Source organism: Dehalobacter sp. TeCB1 (assembly GCF_001707455.1).
GTDB lineage: Bacteria > Bacillota > Desulfitobacteriia > Desulfitobacteriales > Syntrophobotulaceae > Dehalobacter > Dehalobacter restrictus.
This window is the reverse complement of sequence record NZ_MCHF01000067.1, coordinates 145,248-166,612: the sequence shown is the minus strand read 5'-3', so window position 1 is coordinate 166,612 and position 21,365 is coordinate 145,248. Positions and strand designations below refer to the sequence as shown.

At 44.3% G+C, this 21,365-nt stretch carries 23 protein-coding genes; 2 read left to right on the top strand and 21 right to left on the bottom strand.

Annotated features, from left to right (window positions below):
• Positions 1-46 precede the first annotated feature (46 nt).
• From A7D23_RS15200 to A7D23_RS15185, 4 genes are all read right to left on the bottom strand, one after another.
• Positions 47-586: a spore maturation protein gene (locus A7D23_RS15200; protein ID WP_068884408.1), complete on the bottom strand. Its 540-nt coding sequence runs from the start codon at positions 584-586 to the stop codon at positions 47-49.
• Positions 583-1,164 (bottom strand): nucleoside recognition domain-containing protein, encoded by a 582-nt coding sequence (locus tag A7D23_RS15195; RefSeq protein WP_068884405.1) that lies wholly within the window; start codon positions 1,162-1,164, stop codon positions 583-585. Before A7D23_RS15195 ends, A7D23_RS15200 begins: the two co-directional genes overlap by 4 nt.
• A gap of 116 nt (positions 1,165-1,280) precedes the next feature.
• Complete coding sequence (gene ytfJ, locus A7D23_RS15190; RefSeq protein WP_015043070.1) at positions 1,281-1,715, bottom strand: GerW family sporulation protein; 435 nt, start codon at positions 1,713-1,715, stop codon at positions 1,281-1,283.
• Positions 1,708-2,403 (bottom strand): DUF2953 domain-containing protein, encoded by a 696-nt coding sequence (locus A7D23_RS15185; protein WP_019226331.1) that lies wholly within the window; start codon positions 2,401-2,403, stop codon positions 1,708-1,710. The genes ytfJ and A7D23_RS15185 overlap by 8 nt, the downstream gene beginning before the upstream one ends.
• 152 nt (positions 2,404-2,555) lie before the next feature.
• Here A7D23_RS15185 and cls point away from each other — a divergent pair, with 152 nt between their 5' ends.
• Positions 2,556-4,013: a cardiolipin synthase gene (gene cls, locus A7D23_RS15180; protein ID WP_019226330.1), complete on the top strand. Its 1,458-nt coding sequence runs from the start codon at positions 2,556-2,558 to the stop codon at positions 4,011-4,013.
• Between the two features lie 94 nt (positions 4,014-4,107).
• Here cls and ybaK read toward each other — a convergent pair whose 3' ends face one another.
• From ybaK to A7D23_RS15145, 7 genes are all read right to left on the bottom strand, one after another.
• Positions 4,108-4,584: a Cys-tRNA(Pro) deacylase gene (gene ybaK, locus A7D23_RS15175; protein WP_019226329.1), complete on the bottom strand. Its 477-nt coding sequence runs from the start codon at positions 4,582-4,584 to the stop codon at positions 4,108-4,110.
• Between the two features lie 36 nt (positions 4,585-4,620).
• Positions 4,621-5,082: a Fur family transcriptional regulator gene (locus A7D23_RS15170; protein ID WP_019226328.1), complete on the bottom strand. Its 462-nt coding sequence runs from the start codon at positions 5,080-5,082 to the stop codon at positions 4,621-4,623.
• Positions 5,083-5,361: 279 nt separating this feature from the next.
• Positions 5,362-5,871 carry an HD domain-containing protein gene (locus A7D23_RS15165; protein WP_019226326.1) on the bottom strand — a complete coding sequence of 170 codons (510 nt, stop codon included), beginning with the start codon at positions 5,869-5,871 and terminating at the stop codon, positions 5,362-5,364.
• A gap of 209 nt (positions 5,872-6,080) precedes the next feature.
• Positions 6,081-6,926 (bottom strand): DegV family protein, encoded by an 846-nt coding sequence (locus A7D23_RS15160; protein WP_019226325.1) that lies wholly within the window; start codon positions 6,924-6,926, stop codon positions 6,081-6,083.
• Positions 6,927-6,944: 18 nt separating this feature from the next.
• On the bottom strand, positions 6,945-7,166 hold the full coding sequence (locus tag A7D23_RS15155; protein WP_019226324.1) for a tautomerase family protein: 222 nt from the start codon (positions 7,164-7,166) through the stop codon (positions 6,945-6,947).
• 91 nt (positions 7,167-7,257) lie between these two features.
• A complete protein-coding gene (locus tag A7D23_RS15150; RefSeq protein WP_019226323.1) occupies positions 7,258-7,530 on the bottom strand; it encodes a DUF2007 domain-containing protein in 273 nt (90 codons plus the stop codon).
• 95 nt (positions 7,531-7,625) lie between these two features.
• A complete protein-coding gene (locus tag A7D23_RS15145; protein WP_019226322.1) occupies positions 7,626-8,363 on the bottom strand; it encodes an EcsC family protein in 738 nt (245 codons plus the stop codon).
• 131 nt (positions 8,364-8,494) lie between these two features.
• Between A7D23_RS15145 and A7D23_RS15140 the strand changes: the two genes are divergently transcribed.
• The gene (locus A7D23_RS15140) at positions 8,495-10,021 is read left to right on the top strand and encodes an FAD-dependent oxidoreductase (RefSeq protein ID WP_019226321.1); all 1,527 of its coding nucleotides are present in this window, start codon (positions 8,495-8,497) and stop codon (positions 10,019-10,021) included.
• A gap of 44 nt (positions 10,022-10,065) precedes the next feature.
• Here A7D23_RS15140 and A7D23_RS15135 read toward each other — a convergent pair whose 3' ends face one another.
• From A7D23_RS15135 to nirJ1, 10 genes are all read right to left on the bottom strand, one after another.
• Positions 10,066-10,863, bottom strand: a complete 798-nt coding sequence (locus A7D23_RS15135; RefSeq protein WP_019226320.1) for an inositol monophosphatase family protein — start codon at positions 10,861-10,863, stop codon at positions 10,066-10,068.
• Positions 10,864-10,896: 33 nt separating this feature from the next.
• Complete coding sequence (locus A7D23_RS15130; protein ID WP_068884402.1) at positions 10,897-12,036, bottom strand: GGDEF domain-containing protein; 1,140 nt, start codon at positions 12,034-12,036, stop codon at positions 10,897-10,899.
• 20 nt (positions 12,037-12,056) lie between these two features.
• Entirely contained in the window at positions 12,057-12,701 is a 645-nt protein-coding gene (locus tag A7D23_RS15125; RefSeq protein ID WP_068884400.1) for a class II aldolase/adducin family protein, read from the bottom strand.
• Positions 12,702-12,720: 19 nt separating this feature from the next.
• The gene (locus A7D23_RS15120; RefSeq protein ID WP_068884397.1) at positions 12,721-13,749 is read right to left on the bottom strand and encodes a 3-deoxy-7-phosphoheptulonate synthase; all 1,029 of its coding nucleotides are present in this window, start codon (positions 13,747-13,749) and stop codon (positions 12,721-12,723) included.
• 189 nt (positions 13,750-13,938) lie between these two features.
• Positions 13,939-15,108 carry a Ger(x)C family spore germination protein gene (locus tag A7D23_RS15115; RefSeq protein WP_019226317.1) on the bottom strand — a complete coding sequence of 390 codons (1,170 nt, stop codon included), beginning with the start codon at positions 15,106-15,108 and terminating at the stop codon, positions 13,939-13,941.
• Entirely contained in the window at positions 15,105-16,187 is a 1,083-nt protein-coding gene (locus A7D23_RS15110) for an endospore germination permease (RefSeq protein WP_083221944.1), read from the bottom strand. The genes A7D23_RS15115 and A7D23_RS15110 overlap by 4 nt, the downstream gene beginning before the upstream one ends.
• Before the next feature lie 11 nt (positions 16,188-16,198).
• Entirely contained in the window at positions 16,199-17,878 is a 1,680-nt protein-coding gene (locus A7D23_RS15105; RefSeq protein WP_019226315.1) for a spore germination protein, read from the bottom strand.
• A gap of 169 nt (positions 17,879-18,047) precedes the next feature.
• Entirely contained in the window at positions 18,048-19,040 is a 993-nt protein-coding gene (locus A7D23_RS15100; protein ID WP_019226422.1) for an Lrp/AsnC family transcriptional regulator, read from the bottom strand.
• Positions 19,041-20,042, bottom strand: a complete 1,002-nt coding sequence (nirJ2, locus tag A7D23_RS15095) for a putative heme d1 biosynthesis radical SAM protein NirJ2 (protein WP_025205832.1) — start codon at positions 20,040-20,042, stop codon at positions 19,041-19,043. It lies immediately after the preceding gene.
• A gap of 21 nt (positions 20,043-20,063) precedes the next feature.
• Complete coding sequence (gene nirJ1, locus A7D23_RS15090; RefSeq protein WP_025205833.1) at positions 20,064-21,254, bottom strand: putative heme d1 biosynthesis radical SAM protein NirJ1; 1,191 nt, start codon at positions 21,252-21,254, stop codon at positions 20,064-20,066.
• Between the last annotated feature and the right edge of the window lie 111 nt (positions 21,255-21,365).

Here is a 21,365-nt window from a genome sequence, read left to right as displayed (position 1 = left end):
ACATCTCTCAATTGATTTTAGCAAAAAAACTGCAGAAAGCAAACCCTTAGCCAAAGACCCTGCTGACGATCCAGATTGAAGCAATCAGTCCGACTGCATCAGCGAGCAGTCCGACTTTTAAAGCATATCTGTGTTTTTTGATGCCGACTGAGCCAAAATAGACGGCAAGCACAAAAAAGGTGGTATCTGTGCTTCCTTGGAGCGTGGAAGCAAGCCGTCCGATAAACGAATCAGGTCCGTATTGATGGATCAGTTCAGTTGCAACCCCAAGGGCCCCTGAACCGCTCAGTGGCCGCATAACGGCCAAAGGAATAATGCCTAACAGGTCTGGATTCCAGTCCATAGCTAAAAAAAGAGGTCGAAGAAGGTTTATTAACATATTCAGGGCGCCAGAATCCACAAACACTTTAATGGACACCAGCATTCCAATTAAAAACGGAATAATTTTTACGGCGGTTTTAAAGCCATTCTCCGCCCCCTCAACAAATGTCTCATATACAGGAACTTTATGGAGGTAACCATAAAGCGGCACAAAAAATAAAATAAACGGAATAGCCCATCTGGCAAGCTCAGAGATGATGGTCATAATCCGTTCCTCTTTCTAAAAAGAACATCTGCAATGATGGCTGAGGCCATGGCACACCCTGTGGCAAAAACTGTCGTCCCAATGATCTCGACTGGATTGGCCGATCCGGCTTTCATTCTGACAGCAATGATTGTGGCCGGAATAATCGTAATACAGGACGTATTCAGCGCCAGAAACGTAATCATCGCGGGACTGGCTGTTTCCTGATCCGGGTTTTCTTTCTGTAACTCCTGCATGGCCTTCAGGCCAAACGGCGTAGCGGCATTACCCAGACCGAGGATATTCGCACAGAGATTCATGACAATTGGGCCGAAGGCAGGACTATCCGCCCTGAGCGACGGAAAAAGTTTTCTGACCACCGGGGCGCTTATTCTGGCCAGGTGCCGGATGAGTCCTGCTTTTTCGGCAATATGCATGATACCCAGCCACAGGCTCATGACACCCATTAACTCGATTGCCACTTCTACCCCGAGTTCAGAAGCCTGAAGGGCCGACGCAGTGACCTGATCGATATTTCCATTCAGGGCAGCGACAATAATGCCGCAGATCAGCATAACCAGCCAGATCAAATTGACCATAACAGAAACCCCCTGCTTAAAATGTATGTTTTCAGCAGGGGGAATAGAAGAATAGACAATTTCAAAAATATCTCGACGATATCAGGGACATGCTGTTTGCCGGCATATATACTTTATTAGCATCTTTCTTCATACCCGTCTTCACGGTGGAATCTCTTTCTATTGACCATATGGGACAATTTATCCATTAGATTAGGCATTTCGTCAATGATGCGTTCTGCAATCATATTTCCTTCGACCGGAAGCAGTCGGACCTGATTTTGGTTTACAACCAGAAAACCTACAGGTTTTACCGATACCCCACCGCCGCTTCCTCCACCAAAAGGCATCTTGGAAGCGTTTTCATTTTTTTTCTCCTCCTCTTTTTCTCCCTCAGCGGAAGAGAATTCGCTGCCGCCGGCTGCAAAACCGCAGGATACCCTGGAAACAGGTATAATGACAGAGCCACTTGGTGTTTCGACCGGGTCTCCAATCACTGTGTTTACATTTATCATTTTTTGGATACTATCCATCGCTGTCTGCATCAGATTTTCAATTGGATGTTCATCCATAATTCCTAGTCCTCCTGTTTTTTAAGATCATTAATAGGAATTTATAGCCTGTAAAAATAATATGGCTGCTTTTTAGATTTAATATGCAGCAAAGTCTAAATAAAAATATATTTTCGGTAAAATTCGGAATTACCCGGTATCTAAAGTCATCTTGCTTTAGTGGGTTATACCTGTGCAGTCTTGCCGAGATAAACCCGAAGGCTGTCCAGCAGGCTCCCGTCAAGTAACCCGTCTCAGCAGCATCCCTGCCGCCAAGCTCAAGCTCGGCCTGGAGGGAATGAACTGTCATTTTGCGATAAAAAGAGCGGATGATTTTGGAAAAACCTTGTTGCAGCCGTCTGATACTTGCGGAGGAATAGCCATAATGACGAACAACCTCCCGCAGAAAATGCATTATCAACCGGTAACGTTTTCTGGTCGAGTCAGCATTATTTTTTGATTTTCTGTCCTGGCAGTCATTTTGCTGTATATTTTCTATGCTGTTCAACAGAAAATAAAGAAAGCCGGTCGAGACCATCTCTGCCGGAATGTTTATCTCCAGATTGGACCGGAACAATGCAGCTTGATAATGTATCTTCAGCATACTGCTAAAATTTTTGAAAGTATAATCGATGACCAGATTGATTTTGAACAGCGCTAAAACCAGCAGCCAAATCAAGCAAGCTGTGAGCAGTGCAAGAATCGTCATGGCTTGCCTCCAATTAGGAATATTTTATCCTCTCCATGTTATTCCCAGTATTGTGCCGTTCTATGAAAATTTGCCATTTTACAAAATAATTGCCAGCTTGACATCTTTCTGATATAAAAGAATAAACAGATGTTTTTGAGAGGAACGATATAATGACACTATCCTTTACAGAACTCAGTTCCCACGTTGTTACCGTTTTATATATTATCAATATTTTACTGGCCTGTACCGTTATCTTTTTAGAAAGAAGAAATCCAACCTCCACCTTGGCCTGGATTCTTGTTTTATTTTTGTTCCCCGCCGGTGGAGCGATTCTATATTTTATGTTTTCTCAGAATCTGACGCGCAAAAAAATGTTCCAACTCGGAGCGGAGGAACATTTGAAATATGCTGCGCTTTTAAACAAAGAAATTGAAGATCTTCAGTCTGGAAGATTGACCTTTAATGACCCAGCGATGGAAAACTACAAAGATATGATTCTGCTACATCAGATTCAGAGCCAGGCACTCTTTTCCCAGGACAATAGCGTAGAAATATTTACAAACGGCAGAAAGAAATTCGAAGACCTTTTTCGCACGATCCTCGAAGCCAAAGACCATATTCACGTTCTGTATTTTATTATTAAAAGAGATTCGTTGGGGCTGCAATTAATCAAAATTCTGACCGAAAAAGCCAAAGAAGGCCTTGAAGTCAGGCTATTGGTTGATTCCTTCGGTAACAAACTGCGGAAGGATGATTTTCAGCCTCTGATTGATGCCGGTGGAAGTGTCGAAAAATTTTTCCCTTCATTTCTGAGTTATATTAACCTAAGGCTCAATTACAGAAACCACCGTAAACTAGTGATCATTGACGGTCAGATAGGTTATATCGGCGGCTTCAATGTCGGCAACGAATACATCAACCTGAAGAAAAAGATGGGGTATTGGCGTGATACTCACCTCAAAATAACAGGCACCGCCGTTCTCAGTATGCAGACGAGATTCCTGCTGGACTGGAAAGTTGCTTCAGGTGAAAAAATCAAGCATTCGGCGAAGTATTATCCGGAACCAGCAGTTGTCGGAACGAGCGGTATTCAGATCGTCTCCTCCGGCCCGGATTCTCCCCACGAAGAAATCAAGCAGGGTTATATCAAAATGATCAACTCCGCCAAGAAATCTATCTATATTCACACGCCTTATTTTGTACCTGACTCCAGTATCCTCGAAGTTCTGAAAATTGCCGCGCTGTCCGGTGTCGACGTAAAAATAATGATCCCGAACAAACCGGATCATATTTTTGTCTACTGGGCAACGTATTCCTTTGTCGGGGAACTGATCAAAGCCGGGGCCAAGATCTATATCTACAATAACGGTTTTCTGCACTCGAAAACCATCGTGGTCGATAAAAAAATAGCTTCTGTCGGTACGGCGAATTTTGACATCAGAAGCTTTCGACTGAATTTTGAAGTCAATGCATTTATTTATGATGTCGGCATTTCGGAAAATCTCTGTAAAATTTATAATGAAGATCTGCTTTTATGTACCGAACTGACGCCCGAAAAATATGCGAAGCGTTCCGGTCTGATCAAGTTTAAAGAGTCCATTTCGCGACTTCTGGCACCGGTACTATAGCGAAGTATAAAGATTTGTTCTTACTAGGATGCTCTTACGGATAATTCTCAATTGAGAAGTTCTAACCGGTTCTAGAAAGTACAAAGCCGATGAACTATACAAGGTCAGCCAGTTTGGCATCCGTCAGTTTGACGAGTTCCGCCGTATCAAGTTTCACTTGCATCCCGATTTTTCCCGCGCTGATAATGATGTAATCATATTCCGAGGCCATCTCCTCAAGATAGGTCGGAAAATCCTTCTTCATCCCGATAGGGGAACAGCCGCCGTGAATATAGCCAGTGAGCGGCAAAAGTTCTTTAGATTTAAGCATCTCAATATTTTTGTCCCCGGCTGCCTCGGCAGCTTTTTTTAAATTCAGCTCGCAATTTCCAGGGATAATGAAAACATTGGTACCTGTTGTTTTTCCGGTTGTAACAAGCGTTTTAAATACCCGTTCCGGGTCAAATCCCATCTTCCGGGCTACGGATACAGCGTCTATCAGTCCGTCTTCCACTTCATATTCATAGACTTCATGCCAGATCTCTTTTGATTCAAGGATCCTTACGACGTTCGTTTTTTGATTTACTGCCATTATTCCTCATCCATGCCTTATGACATCATAATTTTTTTACGTTAATGATCTTTGATCACGTTCGATCTTTGCCAGACATTTTTCGCAATAACCATAAAACTTAACACGATGGTTAATCACTTTGAATTTATTCTTCTTCATAATGTTTTCTTCAATTGTTCCGAGCAAATCTTCCTCGACTTCTTTAATGGCTCCGCACTCCAGACAAATCAAATGGTGGTGCCGGTGTTCCTCGTCATCTTTCACGATATCGTACCTGCGGAATCCATCTTCAAAATCAACACCGTAAATCAGCCCCATCGCTTCCAACAGTGATAGCGTCCTGTAGACGGTAGCAACACCAATTTCGGGAAATCTATTACGGACAAGCTCGAAAATCTCCTGACTGTTCAGGTGCTTTCCCTGGTTTTCCGTTACTACCTCAAAAACATACTGTCTTTGGCTGGTAAATTTATAGCCCTTTTCCTTTAAGAGCTGATTTAACTCTTTGACTGTCATAAGAAAACACCCCGTTCTCTTTGTTCTATTCAGATTTTACCATATCTTTCATCAAAAACAACCGTACCGTCGGGCTTTTGTTCAGCATGGCTTATTTCTGTCCCAAAAACAGAAAAACCGGTCAAACCGGTTAACATTCTGTATCTGGTGGGTGTCATTCTTCGTCGATCATGGTGATTATTATTAGATTCTTATATATTTTAATTAATTCGATTCTATTTAATTCTATTCTATTGAATACTTTAAAGTTATCAGTATAAATTTTTTAATGTATTCGCGTTAAGCAGATTTTTGAACCAGATGCAGATACAGTTTCAGATAGGCAAAGCAGTATACTCTCGTGGTGTATTCGGTCAGCGCCAGGCTTTTATCTGCGATTGTGGTTACCCAGGCTTCATAACTTCTTGGCAGTCCGACCGGGAACATATGATTGGAAATGATATCCCGTTCTTTTTTGTTCAGTTCAAAGTATTTCTGCGCATTTTTCACCGCGATCTTCGGATGATTGCGTGAATGCCGGTAGCTTTCTGCGAGCAGGTTCTTGTCTTCTCTTTTCTTAAACTTGTATAAGTAGAAGTCGTGAAGAAGTGCCCCTCTGATCGTCGAAATGACATCAAGTCTGAACTTCATAGCAATCTTATAAGACAGGTAAGCAACGTCCAGAGAATGCTCAAAGACTGAGCCATGGTGATGCGGGATCACTTTCATTTTCTGGTATTCATCGTGCTCGATAATAGGTCTGGCTACTGCAAGAAAATAATCATCATACTTTAATAATAATTTTTCCATGATTGCTCCTAACTTTATTAACTAAAACTTATTATATTAGAAACAAACCATGATTTCAATGGTCTTTGTTACAATTTAATAGTACTTTCGTTACATTTTCGTAAACGTTTTGTCAAAATTATAATTTCTTTATTAATATTTGGCATAAGCAATACTATTTTTAAGTAATTACGATTAAACAGCTAAATAGCACCATAATTTTGAATGTTTTATTTTCTGATATAAATCACACCGATTGTCTTCTGGCCGCAGTGACTGGAAATCACGCAGCCTGCATTGGTAATCAGAATTTCTTTATACGGATAAATATCCTGCAACGCGCACTTCAAGTAGATGGCTTCCTCTTCACTTCCCAGGGAGTGGGTGATGAAGATTTGTTTTGAGTCTACAGAATCCCGCCTGGCATTCTCAATCAATTTATCCAAGGCCTTTTTCTTTTCTCCGCGCACTTTATCAACGACAAGCATTTTCCCATTTTCTACACCGATGGTCGGCCGGATTTTCAGGACGCTACCCATTAGGTTCTGCAGAACATTGCACCTGCCACCTTTATAAAGATATTCCAGCGTATCGATCACAAAGCTCACATGGACCTTGGCAACCGAATCCCGGATCTTTGCCGAAATTTCTTCCGCCTTGAGCCCCTGTCGGGCATATTCGGCAGCTGTAATCACCAAAGCTCCTATGCCTGTAGACAGGTTTTGGGAATCGATTACCCAGATTCTTCCCTGTGGGAATTCCGAGGCAGCAAGGGCGGCATTTTGGTAAGATGAGGACATCTGAGCAGAAATGGTGATCACAATAATGTCCTGCCCCTGATCAAAATATTCCCGAAAACATTCTGCATACGCATACGGTGAAGGAGCTGCCGTCTTCGGAAGCAACTTTTTTTCTTCCACAAGCTGAAAAAGCCTTGCAGGAATTAAGTCTATGCCATCCCGGTAGGTTTCTTCTCCAAAATCAACATGCAGCGGAACAACATCAATATCATATTCTTGAAGCAATTCTGCTGAAAGGTCATTGGTACTGTCGGTTATAATCTTAACCTTCCGCATTCACACCACTCCTAAACATTAATAACCCGGCTTTTTATACAACAGACTTTCTTTGTCCAGGATGTCGGTATTATAAACCTCTTCGGTCCACTTTTCCTTGGCTACTTCTTCAAAAGAGACCGAAATATTATTATCGGGAATTCCCATTATTTCCGTCATCGCCTCGGCCATTTTGTCGGCTAAGGCTATTTTTTGTTCGTCACTTCGGCCCGGCCATAATTTAACGATGATATGCGGCATGATAAACTCCCCCTTTAAAATAAATTGAATGATGATTATCTATCACACTCTAAGTTATAACACAAATCTTAAAACTCGCATAGAATATTTGTTATTCCTGGTCATCTTGCGTATTCATTGAATTCAGAAGGCCTTCCGCCTTTTCCTTCAGATTTCCCGGGATATAGATTTCCACACCGAAATTGGTCATCCCCATATAGATTCGAAGATAATCCCCGGCTTCATTGTACCTTTTATAGCAGGGAATCTCTTCAGAATCAAGGATCGATTCAATAATATCCGCCTCAATTTCATTCGCGGCTTCAGTGATTAATATCCATTCTTCAAGTTCAGCGTTACGATCTTGTTCAGCGGGTTCCTTCATTCGTATCCTCCTTTTCTGCGCCAAATTCATATCGGTATATTTTCCGTTATGATTTAATCTATAGCATAATCGAATTGAATTATCGGGTTTTGTAATCAGATCATAGTATCTATCTTATCTTTTAATAATCTCAGACGGTAGCCATTCATAGCCGTATCGCCTAGTTCCCCAAGCAACCGGTAATTCGCTACTGCACCGACAAAAGCTCCGATGACAGGTACCAGCTGCAAAAGCTTGGCGAGATCAATATAATCTCTGTATTCCTGCTGAAAAGTGCGCCAATCAACTGTTTCCATTGAAATCGGATGCCTGTAAATGTATTCATCCCAGTCCAAAATCCTTTGAAAGACCTGCATCCGTTTCTCTCTGCTGGAAAAAGCCAGCTGAAACAGATGAAGGATATATAGTCTTTCCCTTAAATCTTTGACATCAAATCCATAAATGCTTGCCATCTCAAATAAGAACTTAATCTTGATGCTTAAGAGCAGAGGAAAATCTGCAAATCCAAGCAAGATGCCGCCTGCTCCTGTGCCCGCCCCTTCCAGACTGGCCGTTTTTTTGTAGACGCTGATTTTAGCCAAAGCAAGTCTGTCCCGTTCCTTCAGGTCAATATTTTTAAGCGGTTCTCTTGTCGTAAATTCGGATCCTGTCAAAACAGCCCCCACCATATTTTTGATCGCAGCTGTAATGATTTCATGACCTTTATCCGGAATCAGCCTGTTCGTTCTGTTCTGAATATTTTTTGCTACCCTGTCCGTCAGCGATGCGTTCCTGGTCATTTTTCTCTGCCATTTTTTCAGTTCTGCGAGCACCTTCACATCATATGCTTCCACCGATGTATCTCCTTCGTCGCTTATCATAAGACTATTTTACACGATTGCCGGGTCATTGGATATTTTTATTTCATCTGCTAAAGATAATACCGTAAGATTCAAAGATTATTCACTTTCAGGAGGATAAACCGATGGAAAATTATCCGACAGATTTCCGAAGAGTGCCCCAGTCTTACTGGATGGCTTCGACACCCCGGACCGAGTATCCGGCTCTGAATGAGGATGTTGAAGCCGATATTGCAGTCATTGGCGGCGGAATCGCAGGGATTACTTCTGCTTTTCTTTTAAAAAAGGAAGGCTATAAGGTGGTTGTCCTTGAGGCCGACCGCATTCTTCAGGGGACTACAGGTCATACGACCGCCAAGATTACTTCACAGCATTCCTTAATCTATGCAAAGCTGCAGAAAAAGTTTGGGGAAGAAAAAACCCGGCAGTATGCGCAAGCCAATGAAATTGCCCTACAGTTGATTGCCGGACTGATTCAGGATAACAACATAGACTGCGATTTTATGCGGCAAAGCGCCTATGTTTTTACGCAGCAGGATCGATATGTTCCGGAAATTATGGAAGAAGCGAAAATTGCTGACCTTTTCGGCATCAGGGCTTCTTTCCTGTCAGAAATCCCTCTTCCGTTCCCGATTAAAGGCGCTGTATGTTTTGATGACCAGGCTCAGTTTCATCCGCGAAAATATTTGCTCGCACTCGCTAAGGAAATACCCGGAAACGGCAGTCATATTTTCGAACAAACCAAAGCTGTTGACATTCAGCAAGGCACACCTTGTTTGGTGCTCACCGATAACGGGGCAAGAATTGCTGCATCAAAGGTGATTATTGCGTCTCATTACCCTTTTTATGAGGCTATGGGCTTATTTTTCACGAGACTCTATCCCGAACGTTCTTATGCTTTAGGTGTCAGAATCAAAGGAGATTATCCCGGAGGCATGTATATTTCTGCTGAAGACCCGACCCGTTCCCTACGTTCTCAACACGACAAGGAAAACAATTTGGTAATTGTTGGCGGCGAACATCACAAGACGGGGCAGGGAGAAGATACCCACAATCATTACCTAAAACTCAGAGATTTTGCCAGGCAGCTTTTTGAGGTTGAGGATATCCCTTACCGGTGGTCTACACAGGATTATACGACGATGGATGAAGTCCCTTATATCGGTAATCTCACGACCGATACGCCTGATGTCTACGTCGCTACAGGGTTCGGCAAATGGGGAATGACCACAGGTACGGCCGCCGCTCTTATTTTCCGGGACCTGATCCTAAACGGCTACAGCCCCTGGATGAATGTGTATTCCCCTTCCCGCTTTACGCCGGTCGCCTCAGCCAAAAACTTTGTCCAGGAAAACCTGAACGTTGCCAAACACCTGATTTCCGGCAAACTGTCATCCGTCCCGGGCATAGCGGAAATTCCCAGAGGCGAAGGCAAAATCATCGAACATGACGGCCAACGAGCAGGTGCTTATCGCGACCAGCAAGGGGCCCTGCATATTGTCGACACGACCTGCACCCATCTGGGATGTGAATTGCAGTGGAATTCAGCTGAAGCATCCTGGGACTGCCCCTGCCATGGATCCCGTTTTACCTACGAAGGTGAGATCATTGACAGTCCTGCGCAAAATAAATTAGAACACATTCAGGAGTGAGGGCAGCAATCCTCTGCTCAAGGGTTTTGAATGGTTCAAAGTCATCAACTGATACCTTGCTGGTCAACCGAAGACATTCCTTGAAAGATCTGGCCAACAATATTTTCATTCCCTGCAATCAGGGATATCCCTCTCTTTTTCTCAAGAAGCGCGACTTTCCCGCCTGCTTCCTCAACAAGCAGAATGCCCGCGGCAACATCCCAGGGACTTAGATTCAGTTCCCAATAGCCGTCAATGATTCCTGCGGCCACATTGGCAAGGTCATAGGCTGCGGAGCCGATTCTGCGCATCCCCCTCGATCTGGGCACAAAGAATGCAAAATAGTTCGTATTGTTGTCCGGATTTTCAGACTGGTCATATGGGAAACCGGTAGACAGCAGGCATTCCTTTAACCTGGATTTAGCAGCAACGTTTATTCTTTTGCCGTTCAGGCTGGCTCCCTGACCGACCACCGCTTCAAAAAGCAGATCCAGCATCGGCAAATAAACAACGCCCAGAACCGTTTTTTTCTTATATTGAAGTGCCACCGATACCGCAAAGACCGGCAGGCCCTGCGCGTAATTCGTCGTTCCATCCAGCGGATCAATAATCCATAGATAATTCGAATCCTTGTTCTGATGCACCCCGGATTCCTCAGACAGAATGCTGTGGCTGGGGTATTTATCCTGAATCGCTTTCAGAAAATAATCTTCCGAAAGCTTGTCGACCTCCGTTACCAAATCTACTTCTGTCGACTTCGTTTCGATATAAAGATTCTCCTTGCGGAAGTTTTTTTTCTGAAGATTACCGACTTCTCTTACCCAGGTTTTAACATTACCCAAAATATTTTCAAAGTCCGACATATCTTTCCTCCTATAATGGTCGAATGACCGTGTTCATTCAGTGAGCAATGTTGGCTTTTTTAAATGGACATCGTCACTTTGTACATTGTTTTTACCCATCTCCTTGGCATTCAACAATAGCGTGTCAACACGCTGCACAAAATTGTCCCGTTCTTCTTCCTTGCGCCAAGAATCTACTCCGAAACTGCAGGTTAGATGGCCGGAAGTGAAATCATAGCCTGATATCCTCTTTCTTATTCTTTCTGTTATTTCCACAGCCTCACTCTTATGGGTATTCGGTAGCAGAATAACGAATTCCTCGCCTCCCCAGCGGGCAAAGATATCTGTTTCTCTTATCATTCCTCTGACCAGATCCGTGACCTCCGTCAGAACCTTATCCCCAGTTAAATGTCCAAAGCAATCGTTAATTTTCTTAAAATAGTCAATGTCGAAAATCATAAGTGAAAGATCACAAGGATATCTTTTCGCATAGGATATCCATTTATCAAGCTCATCATCAAATTTCAACCTGTTATAGATCCCGGTTAACGGATCTCTAATAGACAGTTGGATCAGATCTCTGCCGTTAAGGAAATGAATTCTTTTAAAAAGGTGGGTCCTAAATGAAGCGCTACTGCTCAGGGCCGCCACTAATAAGATATAAAAAATTACCGCGGAAAAATCCGAAGCATCCATTTGCTCCAAGAAATAGATCGAAGCAGCAAAAAAAGTGACCGCAGTAAATACGGAGACCATGATCATATTGATCCAACGGTTCGGGACTAAACAAACCGCTAAAATAATCGCGATAATACCAAAAGCTTGAATAAAAAAATCCGGAGATTCATATTGGTAAAAGACAAAAATAAATACAACAGACGCCATTACTTCATAAAGCGTAACCCAGAAACACAGCGTTGAATACTTTTTTATGGATTTCATTCTGAAAAAAAATATACCTATCAAGATCAAATAGACGGCTCTTACCAGAAATATCAATTGAAATGCTTTCGGGTTCTTCACAAAATAGAAGTCCGGAATAACAAAAAGGAAATATAGGATTCCCAGAAGAAGTACGATTGGCCGGAGATATTTAAATAAAACAATTAACTCAGACTCTTCGTACTCCTTCTCTAATTTTTTATCTTTAAATTCACCGAAACGGTTTATCATGTTCGTTTGGTCTACCTTCATTGTTTTCCCTCTTTTGTTCTCTACTGTCCGTAATTTTCCGAGATCCACTGCTGAAGCAAATTGGCCTGCCCGGGAGAAATCGCTTTTGGTTTTCCAATACTGACTGCATAGCAGGCAATCTTGGCAGCCTCTTCGACAAGCTGCGCATTGGCCAGGGCTTTGTCGAGCGTCGGGCCTACCGTCAACTGGCCATGATTGCTCATCAGTACAGCATTTTGTATGCCAAGGGTCTGGATCGTAGCCTCAGCCAGCTCCTCGGAACCCATCGGGAAAAAAGGGGCCGTTTCAAGTTTTCCACCCAGCACAGCAGCCATTTCGGCCAAGACAAGCGGAAAGGGTTCCTCCACACAGGCCCAGGCTGTCGCAAAGCAGGAATGGGTATGACAAACACCGAGCACATCCGGTCTTTCCTGGTAGGCAAGACAATGCATCCCGCTTTCAATCGAAGGTTTTCGGCTGCCATCGATCACAATCTGCTGCGTATCCATCACAACTATATCTTCCGGTCTGACCACAGAGTAATCCATCCCGCTCGGGGTTATACATACATAGCCTGTTTTCGAGTCCCGCATGCTGAAATTCCCCATGGTCCGCATAATTAACCCGGACTGAAGGGCCTGTCTGGCAATATCAATGACCTGTTTTCTTTGTTCTTCCAAAAGCATGGTTCTTAAACCCCCAAGCTCAAACGTTTTCAGCTATTTTATAAATCAATTCTTCCGTTTTCTCCCATCCCAGACAAGCATCGGTAATGGACTTTCCATAGATATTCGCTCCGATCTCCTGCCTGCCTTCCACCAGATAGCTCTCAATCATCAGCCCTTTAATCATTTTATTCAACAGCGGATCATACGTTCTGCTTGTCAGAACTTCCCGCGCGATCCGAGGCTGTTCATAGAAGCGCTTCATCGAATTGGCATGGTTGGTATCCACAATGATTGTTGGATTGACCAGTTCGAGCCTTTCATATTCGTAGGCGGCATAGATTAAATCTTCATAATGATAATTCGGGATATTTCTGCCGGAGGAATCCACAGCCCCTCTTAGGATCGCATGGGCAAGCGGATTACCAGATGTCTCTATTTCCCAGCCGTTATAGATAAAATGATGCCCTTGCTGGGCGGCATAAATCGAATTCAGCATAACCGTTATGTCCCCGCTCGTTGGGTTTTTCATGCCGACCGGTGTACATACGCCGCTGACGGTTAAGCGGTGCTGCTGATTCTCCACAGAGCGGGCACCAACTGCAATGTAACCCAGCACATCGAGAAGATACGTGTAGTTCTCCGGATAAAGCATTTCATCAGCTGCCGGCATATGGAATTCCGACAGGGCCCGGATATGGAGCTTACGAATGGCTATAATCCCCTCGCATAAATCAGGTTCTTTGCTCGGGTCAGGCTGATGGACCATCCCCTTATAGCCTTCCCCCGTAGTACGGGGCTTGTTGGTATAGATCCGCGGGATTATCAATATCTTATCCTTGACTTTTTCCTGCATGACAGCGAGCTTTCCAATATATTCACATACCGAGTCCTCATTATCTGCCGAACAGGGTCCGATGATCAGAATAAAGCGGTTATCCTTGTTTTCTAAAATATTGCTGATCTGCTCGTCCCTGTCCTGTTTTATTTTTTTTATATGTTCAGGTAAAGGTATCTGTTCAATAATCTCCTCAGCCGTCGGTATTTTCTTAATAAATTTCATGTTCATTAATGCATTCTCCTTTTATATCATCATTCACTAAGAAGGTCGGTAAATCGGATAAGTCTGAACCGAGCCGATCCTGCAGCATGATAATATTAACTATATATTAGGAATTATAGTACATTCTGGTTCTTTTTAACATCTATTAATTTGCATGAAAATCTTTAAGGCCATTTTGAATACGTTGAAATGTTCCTAGTCCTTCAGATCAAAGGATTGCGATAAGGTCCCTTCCGCTACAATCTTTGCTTGAACTTCTACTTCGATTTCCGCTTCCCGGAAGGCCTTCCGCCAGTCAGTCCCAACTTCTTTCCAAGCTGACGGCTTATGACGGTGCAGATACTGCATTAAACCCAAAAAATCCGAATCATATTCACGGGCTTTTGAGATGGTCTTTAACGCTTTCGCTCGGACACTTTCTGCGGCTGCTGTTTCCATTTGGCTGGCACTTTTCGTAGAGATCTGGAAATTGGAATTATCAGGAATTGCTCCAACAGTTTGGATTGATATTCGAAAGACTGGTTTTCCATTCACCAATTCTGCTTTGATTTTATGCTTAGAGGCCCCTACTTGGTAAGAGATCATCTGGGAGCCATATCCAAACTTAAATGTCATTAGCCCGTCTTTTAAATCTTGCGTGAGAAACAAGTATCCTGTAGACTCATCCCTGTCCAGCCAGCCAATAAGTTTGTCGCTTCGAAATACGCCAAAGCCTTCAATATGCAGACTATCGCTTTGATTTTCGTCATTCCATTTAATCTGCGGCACTACCGGATCCCGGTCCGGGCTAAGGAGCCATTGACAAAATTCCAGAAAGGTAACCCCTCTTGAAACTCCCGTACGAAGTGCAATCTCCTGCTGTTTTTTTATCTGCTTAAAAAGATTCGATACAAGCGTCGGCTTGGCCTGAATAAAAAGCCCAGCATTTCCTTTGGTCACAAATAACCATTCATTGGGTCTGCTTTCAGGATAACGCAGGAAGTTTTCCGTCACCTTGGCCGTCACTTCCTTAGCCATATTCTCCCCGTAAATGATAAATATTGCATGGCTGCTGGTCTGCAAACGCGGCAGCTGTTTATTCAGACCCGTTGTGCTTTCCAAAAATGTTTCACCTTCCCCTTTAAACACCATATCCGTAGATTTGCTGGAAGACGCACCACCGTCTGAATTACTGGAGCTGGGCGGACTAATGATTAGCCATTGACCCTCATACTTTTCCTGAGCTTTTTCGGACGAGTAATCGATCGCCCCGCCAGTCAGCATAGCCAAATCCTCAACCTCATTTCTACTCCAACAGCCTGAAAGGAAAAGCAAACTAAGCATCAAAAGAATCATCCGGGCATATCCTTTTGCTTTTGATGTCACTGCATACAACCTCCTTTTTTCTTTCTGATTAATGTAATGGCAAGCAGTAGCAACGGCAGTATAACTTCAAATAACAAAGATACGGACGGCCAGTATGTTGTCAGAAATTCCAGCAGCGCCATGGTGTTGGGTACAAGGAACGTTGCCCCTGAGAATACGATGACCATCACTGAAGCGGCAATAAGTTTGGGGTACTTTCTGCTGACTGACTGTTTGACTGCGAGTATCGTTACATAAAAAAGCAGAGAGGATTTGACCATGATCCCGGTCAGCCATAACGGCAACGCCAATAATTCTACACGTTGAATGTAATTCCCGTATTCAATTGTTTTCGCAGTAAACCATATTGGGAAGATCATTTGACCGGCGACATCCGCCCCTAAGACAGTCAGTACAACCAGCGATCCAAAAGTCAACAAAAGCATTGCGCTAATAACTGCGTAGGATGCCTTTCTCAGCACTTCCTGAGGTTTATTCATCAGAGGGATTAACATCAGTAACACGGCAATCTCGCCATACCATTGAACCGGTATCCATATATTCTGTATCACCGGACTTATCCCGTCTTCCAAAATAGGGAGCAAACTGCTTGGATCTGCTTTCGGAATCGCCAAGATACAGGCCATTAGATAAGCAAATAAAAATAGAGGCAGGATGAATTGGTTCATCCGTGCGATCACTTCAATCCCTTTTTGCGCAGAATACCAGCAAATAAGTACAAATACCAAATTGATAGGAATGCCCGGTGTTCCAATTAAAGCGGATACGGTTAAAAATTCCGAAGTTTCCCTGACAACGAGGATATTTAGGACAGTAAAAAATAGGATATAGGAAACAGCCAGCACCCTGCCTCCGATTTTCCCTACAATGAGCGGCAGATATTCTGCTATTGTGAGCCCCGGAAACCGCTGTGCCAGCTTGGCCGAAATGATCAATATGCCAAAAGAAGATATCCCTGCCCCCAGGCTTACTAGCCAGGCATTTTGTTTGGCTGTCACCGCAGTTAATCCCGGAATAAACAAGATTGCGGTTGAGGTCATTACAATAAACAGCAGCATCGCGGTCTGCGTACCAGATATTCGTTCCTTGCCTATTTTCTATTCCCCCTCTTTTTAAGTTTCTGCTTCAACTGATTAGCATCGCTGCGCAGAGGTTCCTTGTCTCCGAAGAACCTGGGCCGGGTAATCATTGCCCACCAAGGTACCCGGATAACGGTATCTTTCAGATCCTGCGGTGTCAGCGGCGCGATGGGCGACAAATACGGTACCCCAAAAGAACGCAGACTGCAAAGATGGGTAAGCAGAATCATCAGTCCAAAGATAATTCCCACAATTCCAAAAACACTGGCCATGATAATTAAACTAAAACGGATGATCCGGATGCTGGTCCCGACATTGTAATCCGGAAACGTAAACGAAGCAATCGCTGTCAGACCAACAACTACCACTGAAGTCGGACTGACAATCCCGGCATCGACTGCGGCCTGCCCGATCACCAAACCCCCTACCGTACTGACTGCCTGGCCAACAGTCCTAGGCAACCGTACACCAGCTTCCCGCAGAAGTTCAAAAACCAGTTCCATTAAAAATATTTCCATAGAAATGGGCAGTGGAAGACTTTCCCTGGCTCCGGCCACCGTATTTAGAAGGGATATCGGAATAAGCGCCTGATTGATAGAAAACGCTGCAACTGTAATTGCAGGAACCAGTAAAGCGATATTAATTGCGATGAAGCGGCCTATTCGTGCAAAAGAACCAAACAACGCACTGTAATAATAATCCTCAGAGGCCTGTATCAATGCTATAAAAGTACATGGAACGATTAATACTGAGGGTGAATTGTCGACGATAATGGCAATTCTGCCTTCAAACAGCGAAGCTGCCGCCTTGTCCGGACGTTCTGTATACTGTACAAGTGGAAACAGACTAATTGGCTCATCGGAAATAAATTCTTCAATATAACTGCTGTCCAGAACATTGTCGATCGTGATCCTTTCAATACGCGATTTGACTTCAGCTACAACCTTTTCGTTCGCTACACCCTGGATATAGCAAATATTAACCTTCGTTTTGGACAACGTTCCGACTGTCATGTTCTCGGCCTTCAGACGGCTGGTCCGGATCCTGCGTCTCAAAAGACTTAAGTTTGTTCCCAGATTTTCCACGAAACCATCCCTAGGCCCGCGAATGTTCGGTTCGGTCGTCGGCTCATTGATCTGTCTGATGTTATACCCCTGGACAGAAGCTTTAATGCCAATCGGATACCCGTCAACAATCAAAACGAGATTGTCCTCCAGCACAGCGTTTGCTGCCTCGGAGACCAGAGACAACGTATCGGCTTTGTAATTAGTTAGCAGATGTTGAAGGATGATACCGGGCATATCACCGGCGTTTGTTTCGAGATTCGTGTCCGTATATAGGGCTGTGTTCGTAATAAGATCTGCTTTTGTTTGAAGATTTTCTGTCCTTGCAGAAACCTCCAGCATGATCGGTTTTAAAATTGCGTCATTAATAATTTCAGGCTTACACAGGCTGTCTGAGTAGACAATAAACGCTTTGATTTTTTTGGTAGAGTGCAGCTGAAATTCTCTGAAAGAAATATCCGAACATTTTTCAAAAATCTGCTGCAGGGCTTGCTGGTTATGCTCAATTGCGCTTGACAGAGGCTTCCCGGCTTGGGATTGTTCATCAAGTAAAGGTTTTTCTTTTCCTGTGTTCTTACTGCGTATTTTTGTGATAAGCTGGTCAAACATCCCGCCATTACCGTCCAAATTTATTCTATCCGTTTATTTTGTGTATTAATTCAGTTTTTACTCTAATCTGAAGAAAGATACCGACAGATAATCACCGGACAACAGACACAGATCAATAAAAAAGCATAAAGAATGAGGGGCGCAACAGAACTTAAGTCCCGTTGCGCCCCTCATTCTTTATGCTTTTTTACTCTTCTTCCCTGAAATATTCCATGCTTGTCTTTTTCAATTCAGCATGACTGAACAGCATCTCATATCGTCGTATGCCTGTAACCTTAGAAATTCTCTCCATCGTTTTTCTGCACTCCGACGGCGAATGCCCATGGATCATGGTAAATAGATTATATGGCCAATCCGGAAGATCAGGGCGTTGGTAGCAATGGCTTACTTCCTTAAAGGCGGCCATGATGTGGCCGGTTTCTTCAATCTGCGCTTCTGGAACAACCCATACCCCCATCGCATTTGAAGTAAATCCAGCTTTCCGGTGATACAGGATGGCACCAAAACGTCGCAGCACCCCGTCATGCTTATAGTCCTGGATTCTTGCCCGGACACTTTCTTCTGACCATCCCAGTCTGGAAGCTGCCTCAGAGAAAGGACAAAGCGACGGATTCAAATCACCCTGCAAAATGCGGATTAAGGCCTTATCCCCTTCCCCTGCCTGAAAAGCCGGCTGCCCTTCCGGAGACGAATACCCGGTATTCGCAATGGGCAGCTTATTATTTGTACGCTTTTCCAGGTCAAACAGCACGCCAATCTTGAACAGCCTGGTAGCGGGAAGGCTGTAAACTTCGGGACTTCCCAAAATGTTCTTTGCCTGTTCTAAAATCTGCATCAGCCCGGCCTGCGACCGGGAGATGACCGTAAACCACATATTGTAACGATGATCCCGCAAATAATTATGCGTAACTCCCGGGATTTCCATTAAAAAATCCGCAAGAACGGATATTTTTTCTTCCGGGACCTTAGCCGCGCAAAGCGTGCTGAAATACCCAAGACGACGAGAATCAAAGACTCCGCCTATCCGCCGGATCATTCCTTTCTGCCGAAACTGGTTAACCCGCTGCCATGTTTCTTCTTCATTTAGCCCCAGCATTTCTCCCAAAACCTGATAAGGACGTTCCTCAACCGGGAAGGCCGCCTGGATTCTGGTCAGCAAAATCCGGTCCTTTGTCTCCATTTAGCAACTGACCCCCTTGCGTCCGTGGTATAAACACCAGGGCTCTTCAGCCATGTAGTCTCCATTTTCATAAAAAGCAGCACGAGCCCGGCAGCCTCCGCAGGCTTTTTTATACCCGCAGCTGCCACACCCACCTTTATACGCCAGCGTGCGCAGTTCTTGCAAAACCGGATTGCTGCGCCATATTTCATCAAAAGGTGTGTCCCGGACATCACCGAGAGGCAGATTCAAATACGCACAGGGTTGCACCTGACCCTTCGGACTGATAATGCAATATGCTGTTCCGGCCAGACAGCCGCGGCTGAACCGAGTGTTTACCCCCATCTGTTTGGCAATTCGCATAAACTGCGGTGCACAGGTTGGTTTCAGTTCAATATCAACGGTTTGCTGCTTCTTCATGATCCTGGTCAGCACTTCTTCGTAAGCTTCCGCCCTTAAGGACTCTTCTTCTATAGACACTGCCCGACCTGTCGGCACCAGAAAGAAAAAATGATGCGCCACTGCTCCTTCCCGGACCGCAAAATCCGTAAGTGTTTCAAGTTCATGTGCATTCCAGTCCATCACTGTTGTATGCACCTGGAAAGGAAGCCCCACTGCCTTGCAATTGCGCATACCTTGCACAGCCTGATTCCAGGCTCCGTCATAGCGACGGAAATCATCCTGCTTTTTTCGATCCATTGAATCAAGGGAAATTCCCATCCCCATGGCGCCGGCTTTTTTAAGCTTCGCGGCAAGATCTTCCGTCAACAAAGAACCATTGGTTCCGAAGACAGGCCGTAAACCAAGTTCTTTGGCATAGGCGACTAGTTCAACAATATCTGGGCGCATGAGCGGTTCACCGCCGCTAAAAATCATTATCTTAAACCCTGCTTTGGTGATTTGTTCCAGCAGTGTCCTGGCCTCAGCCGTGTTGAGTTCCTCCTCGGCCCTGCATCCGGCATCGCGGTAACAGTGATCACAATACATGTTGCAGGCATTTGTCGTATTCCAAGAGACAATCATATTCTTCTTCCTCTCCTAACGTCAATCATTAATTGCAGTTTTTTTCCCGATCTCTTCATCCGTTAAGTAACAGGCCGGATCAGATTCCCAAAAATCGCCTGTCACAGCCTCTGCCCTGGTGCGGAAATTGCCGTTGCAGAAATCTAAATACCGGCACTCGGCACATCGCCCTTTGAGAAGTGGTTTACGGTCTTTCAAACCTGCCAGCACTGGTTGGCTCAAGTCAGTCCAGATATCTCCGAACTTTCTCTCTCGGACATTGCCAAACGAGATATGCTGCGTAAACTGATCCGGATGTACATTCCCTGAAGGATCAACCTCTCCAAACGCAATCCCAGAACGATTTCCGCCATTGCAGCCGATGAGTGTCTTTATTTTCTCCGCTCTGGCCGGATCTTCACATAAAGCCCGCAAATAGAGATAAACACCGTCGGCGTGATTATCAACTGTCAGGATTTCCTTGTGCAATCCGCGTTTTTCAAAGTCTCTTGTTCTGCGGATAATGGTATCGAGCGCCTGTCTCGACTCTTCGGGTGTAATATCATCAGCGACCATTTGCTTGCCCCGTCCGGAGTATACCAAATGATAAAAACAAACACGGTCAATTTTTTCTGCTTCAATAAAATCAAAGATACGATCCAGTTCCTCATAATTATGACGGTTAATCGTAAAGCGCAGACCAACGCGCTGACCCGCCTCCACACAGTTCCGGATTCCTCCCATAGCAGCCGCAAAAGCTCCTTCTCTGCCCCTAAACTTGTCATTCACCGCTCTCAGACCGTCAAGCGATACCCCAACATAACCTACACCGATTTCTTTGATGCGCCGGGCAGCTTCCGGTGTTATCAACGTACCGTTCGTAGATAAAGTTGGTCTGATTCCTTTCTGAGCAGTATAGGCGGCAAGTTCAAAAAAGTCGGGCCGCATCAAAGGCTCCCCGCCTGAAAAAAGCAGGACAGGAACGTGAAACTCCGCTAAATCATCAATGAAACTCCTCGCTTCTTCCGTCGTCAGTTCTCCGTTATATTTCTGCGAATCTGAGTCCATATAACAATGGACGCACTGCAAATTGCAGGTTCGCGTCGAATTCCAAACAACCACCGGTCCTGAACTACCTGTTGCTCCGTTTTTAGCCCCATGAGCATGCCTGCTATAACGCAGGGAATCCCCGAAATATTCCGTATCAAATAGCAGCCTCGTAACACTAATCATCATTATGCCCCCAATTATCTTCAATTAAATTTACCTTTACGTATAAATGCTGCCTGAATCTCCCCAATTGGAAATCCCCTCATAGTCAATGTTTTGGAACAATGAGGATGC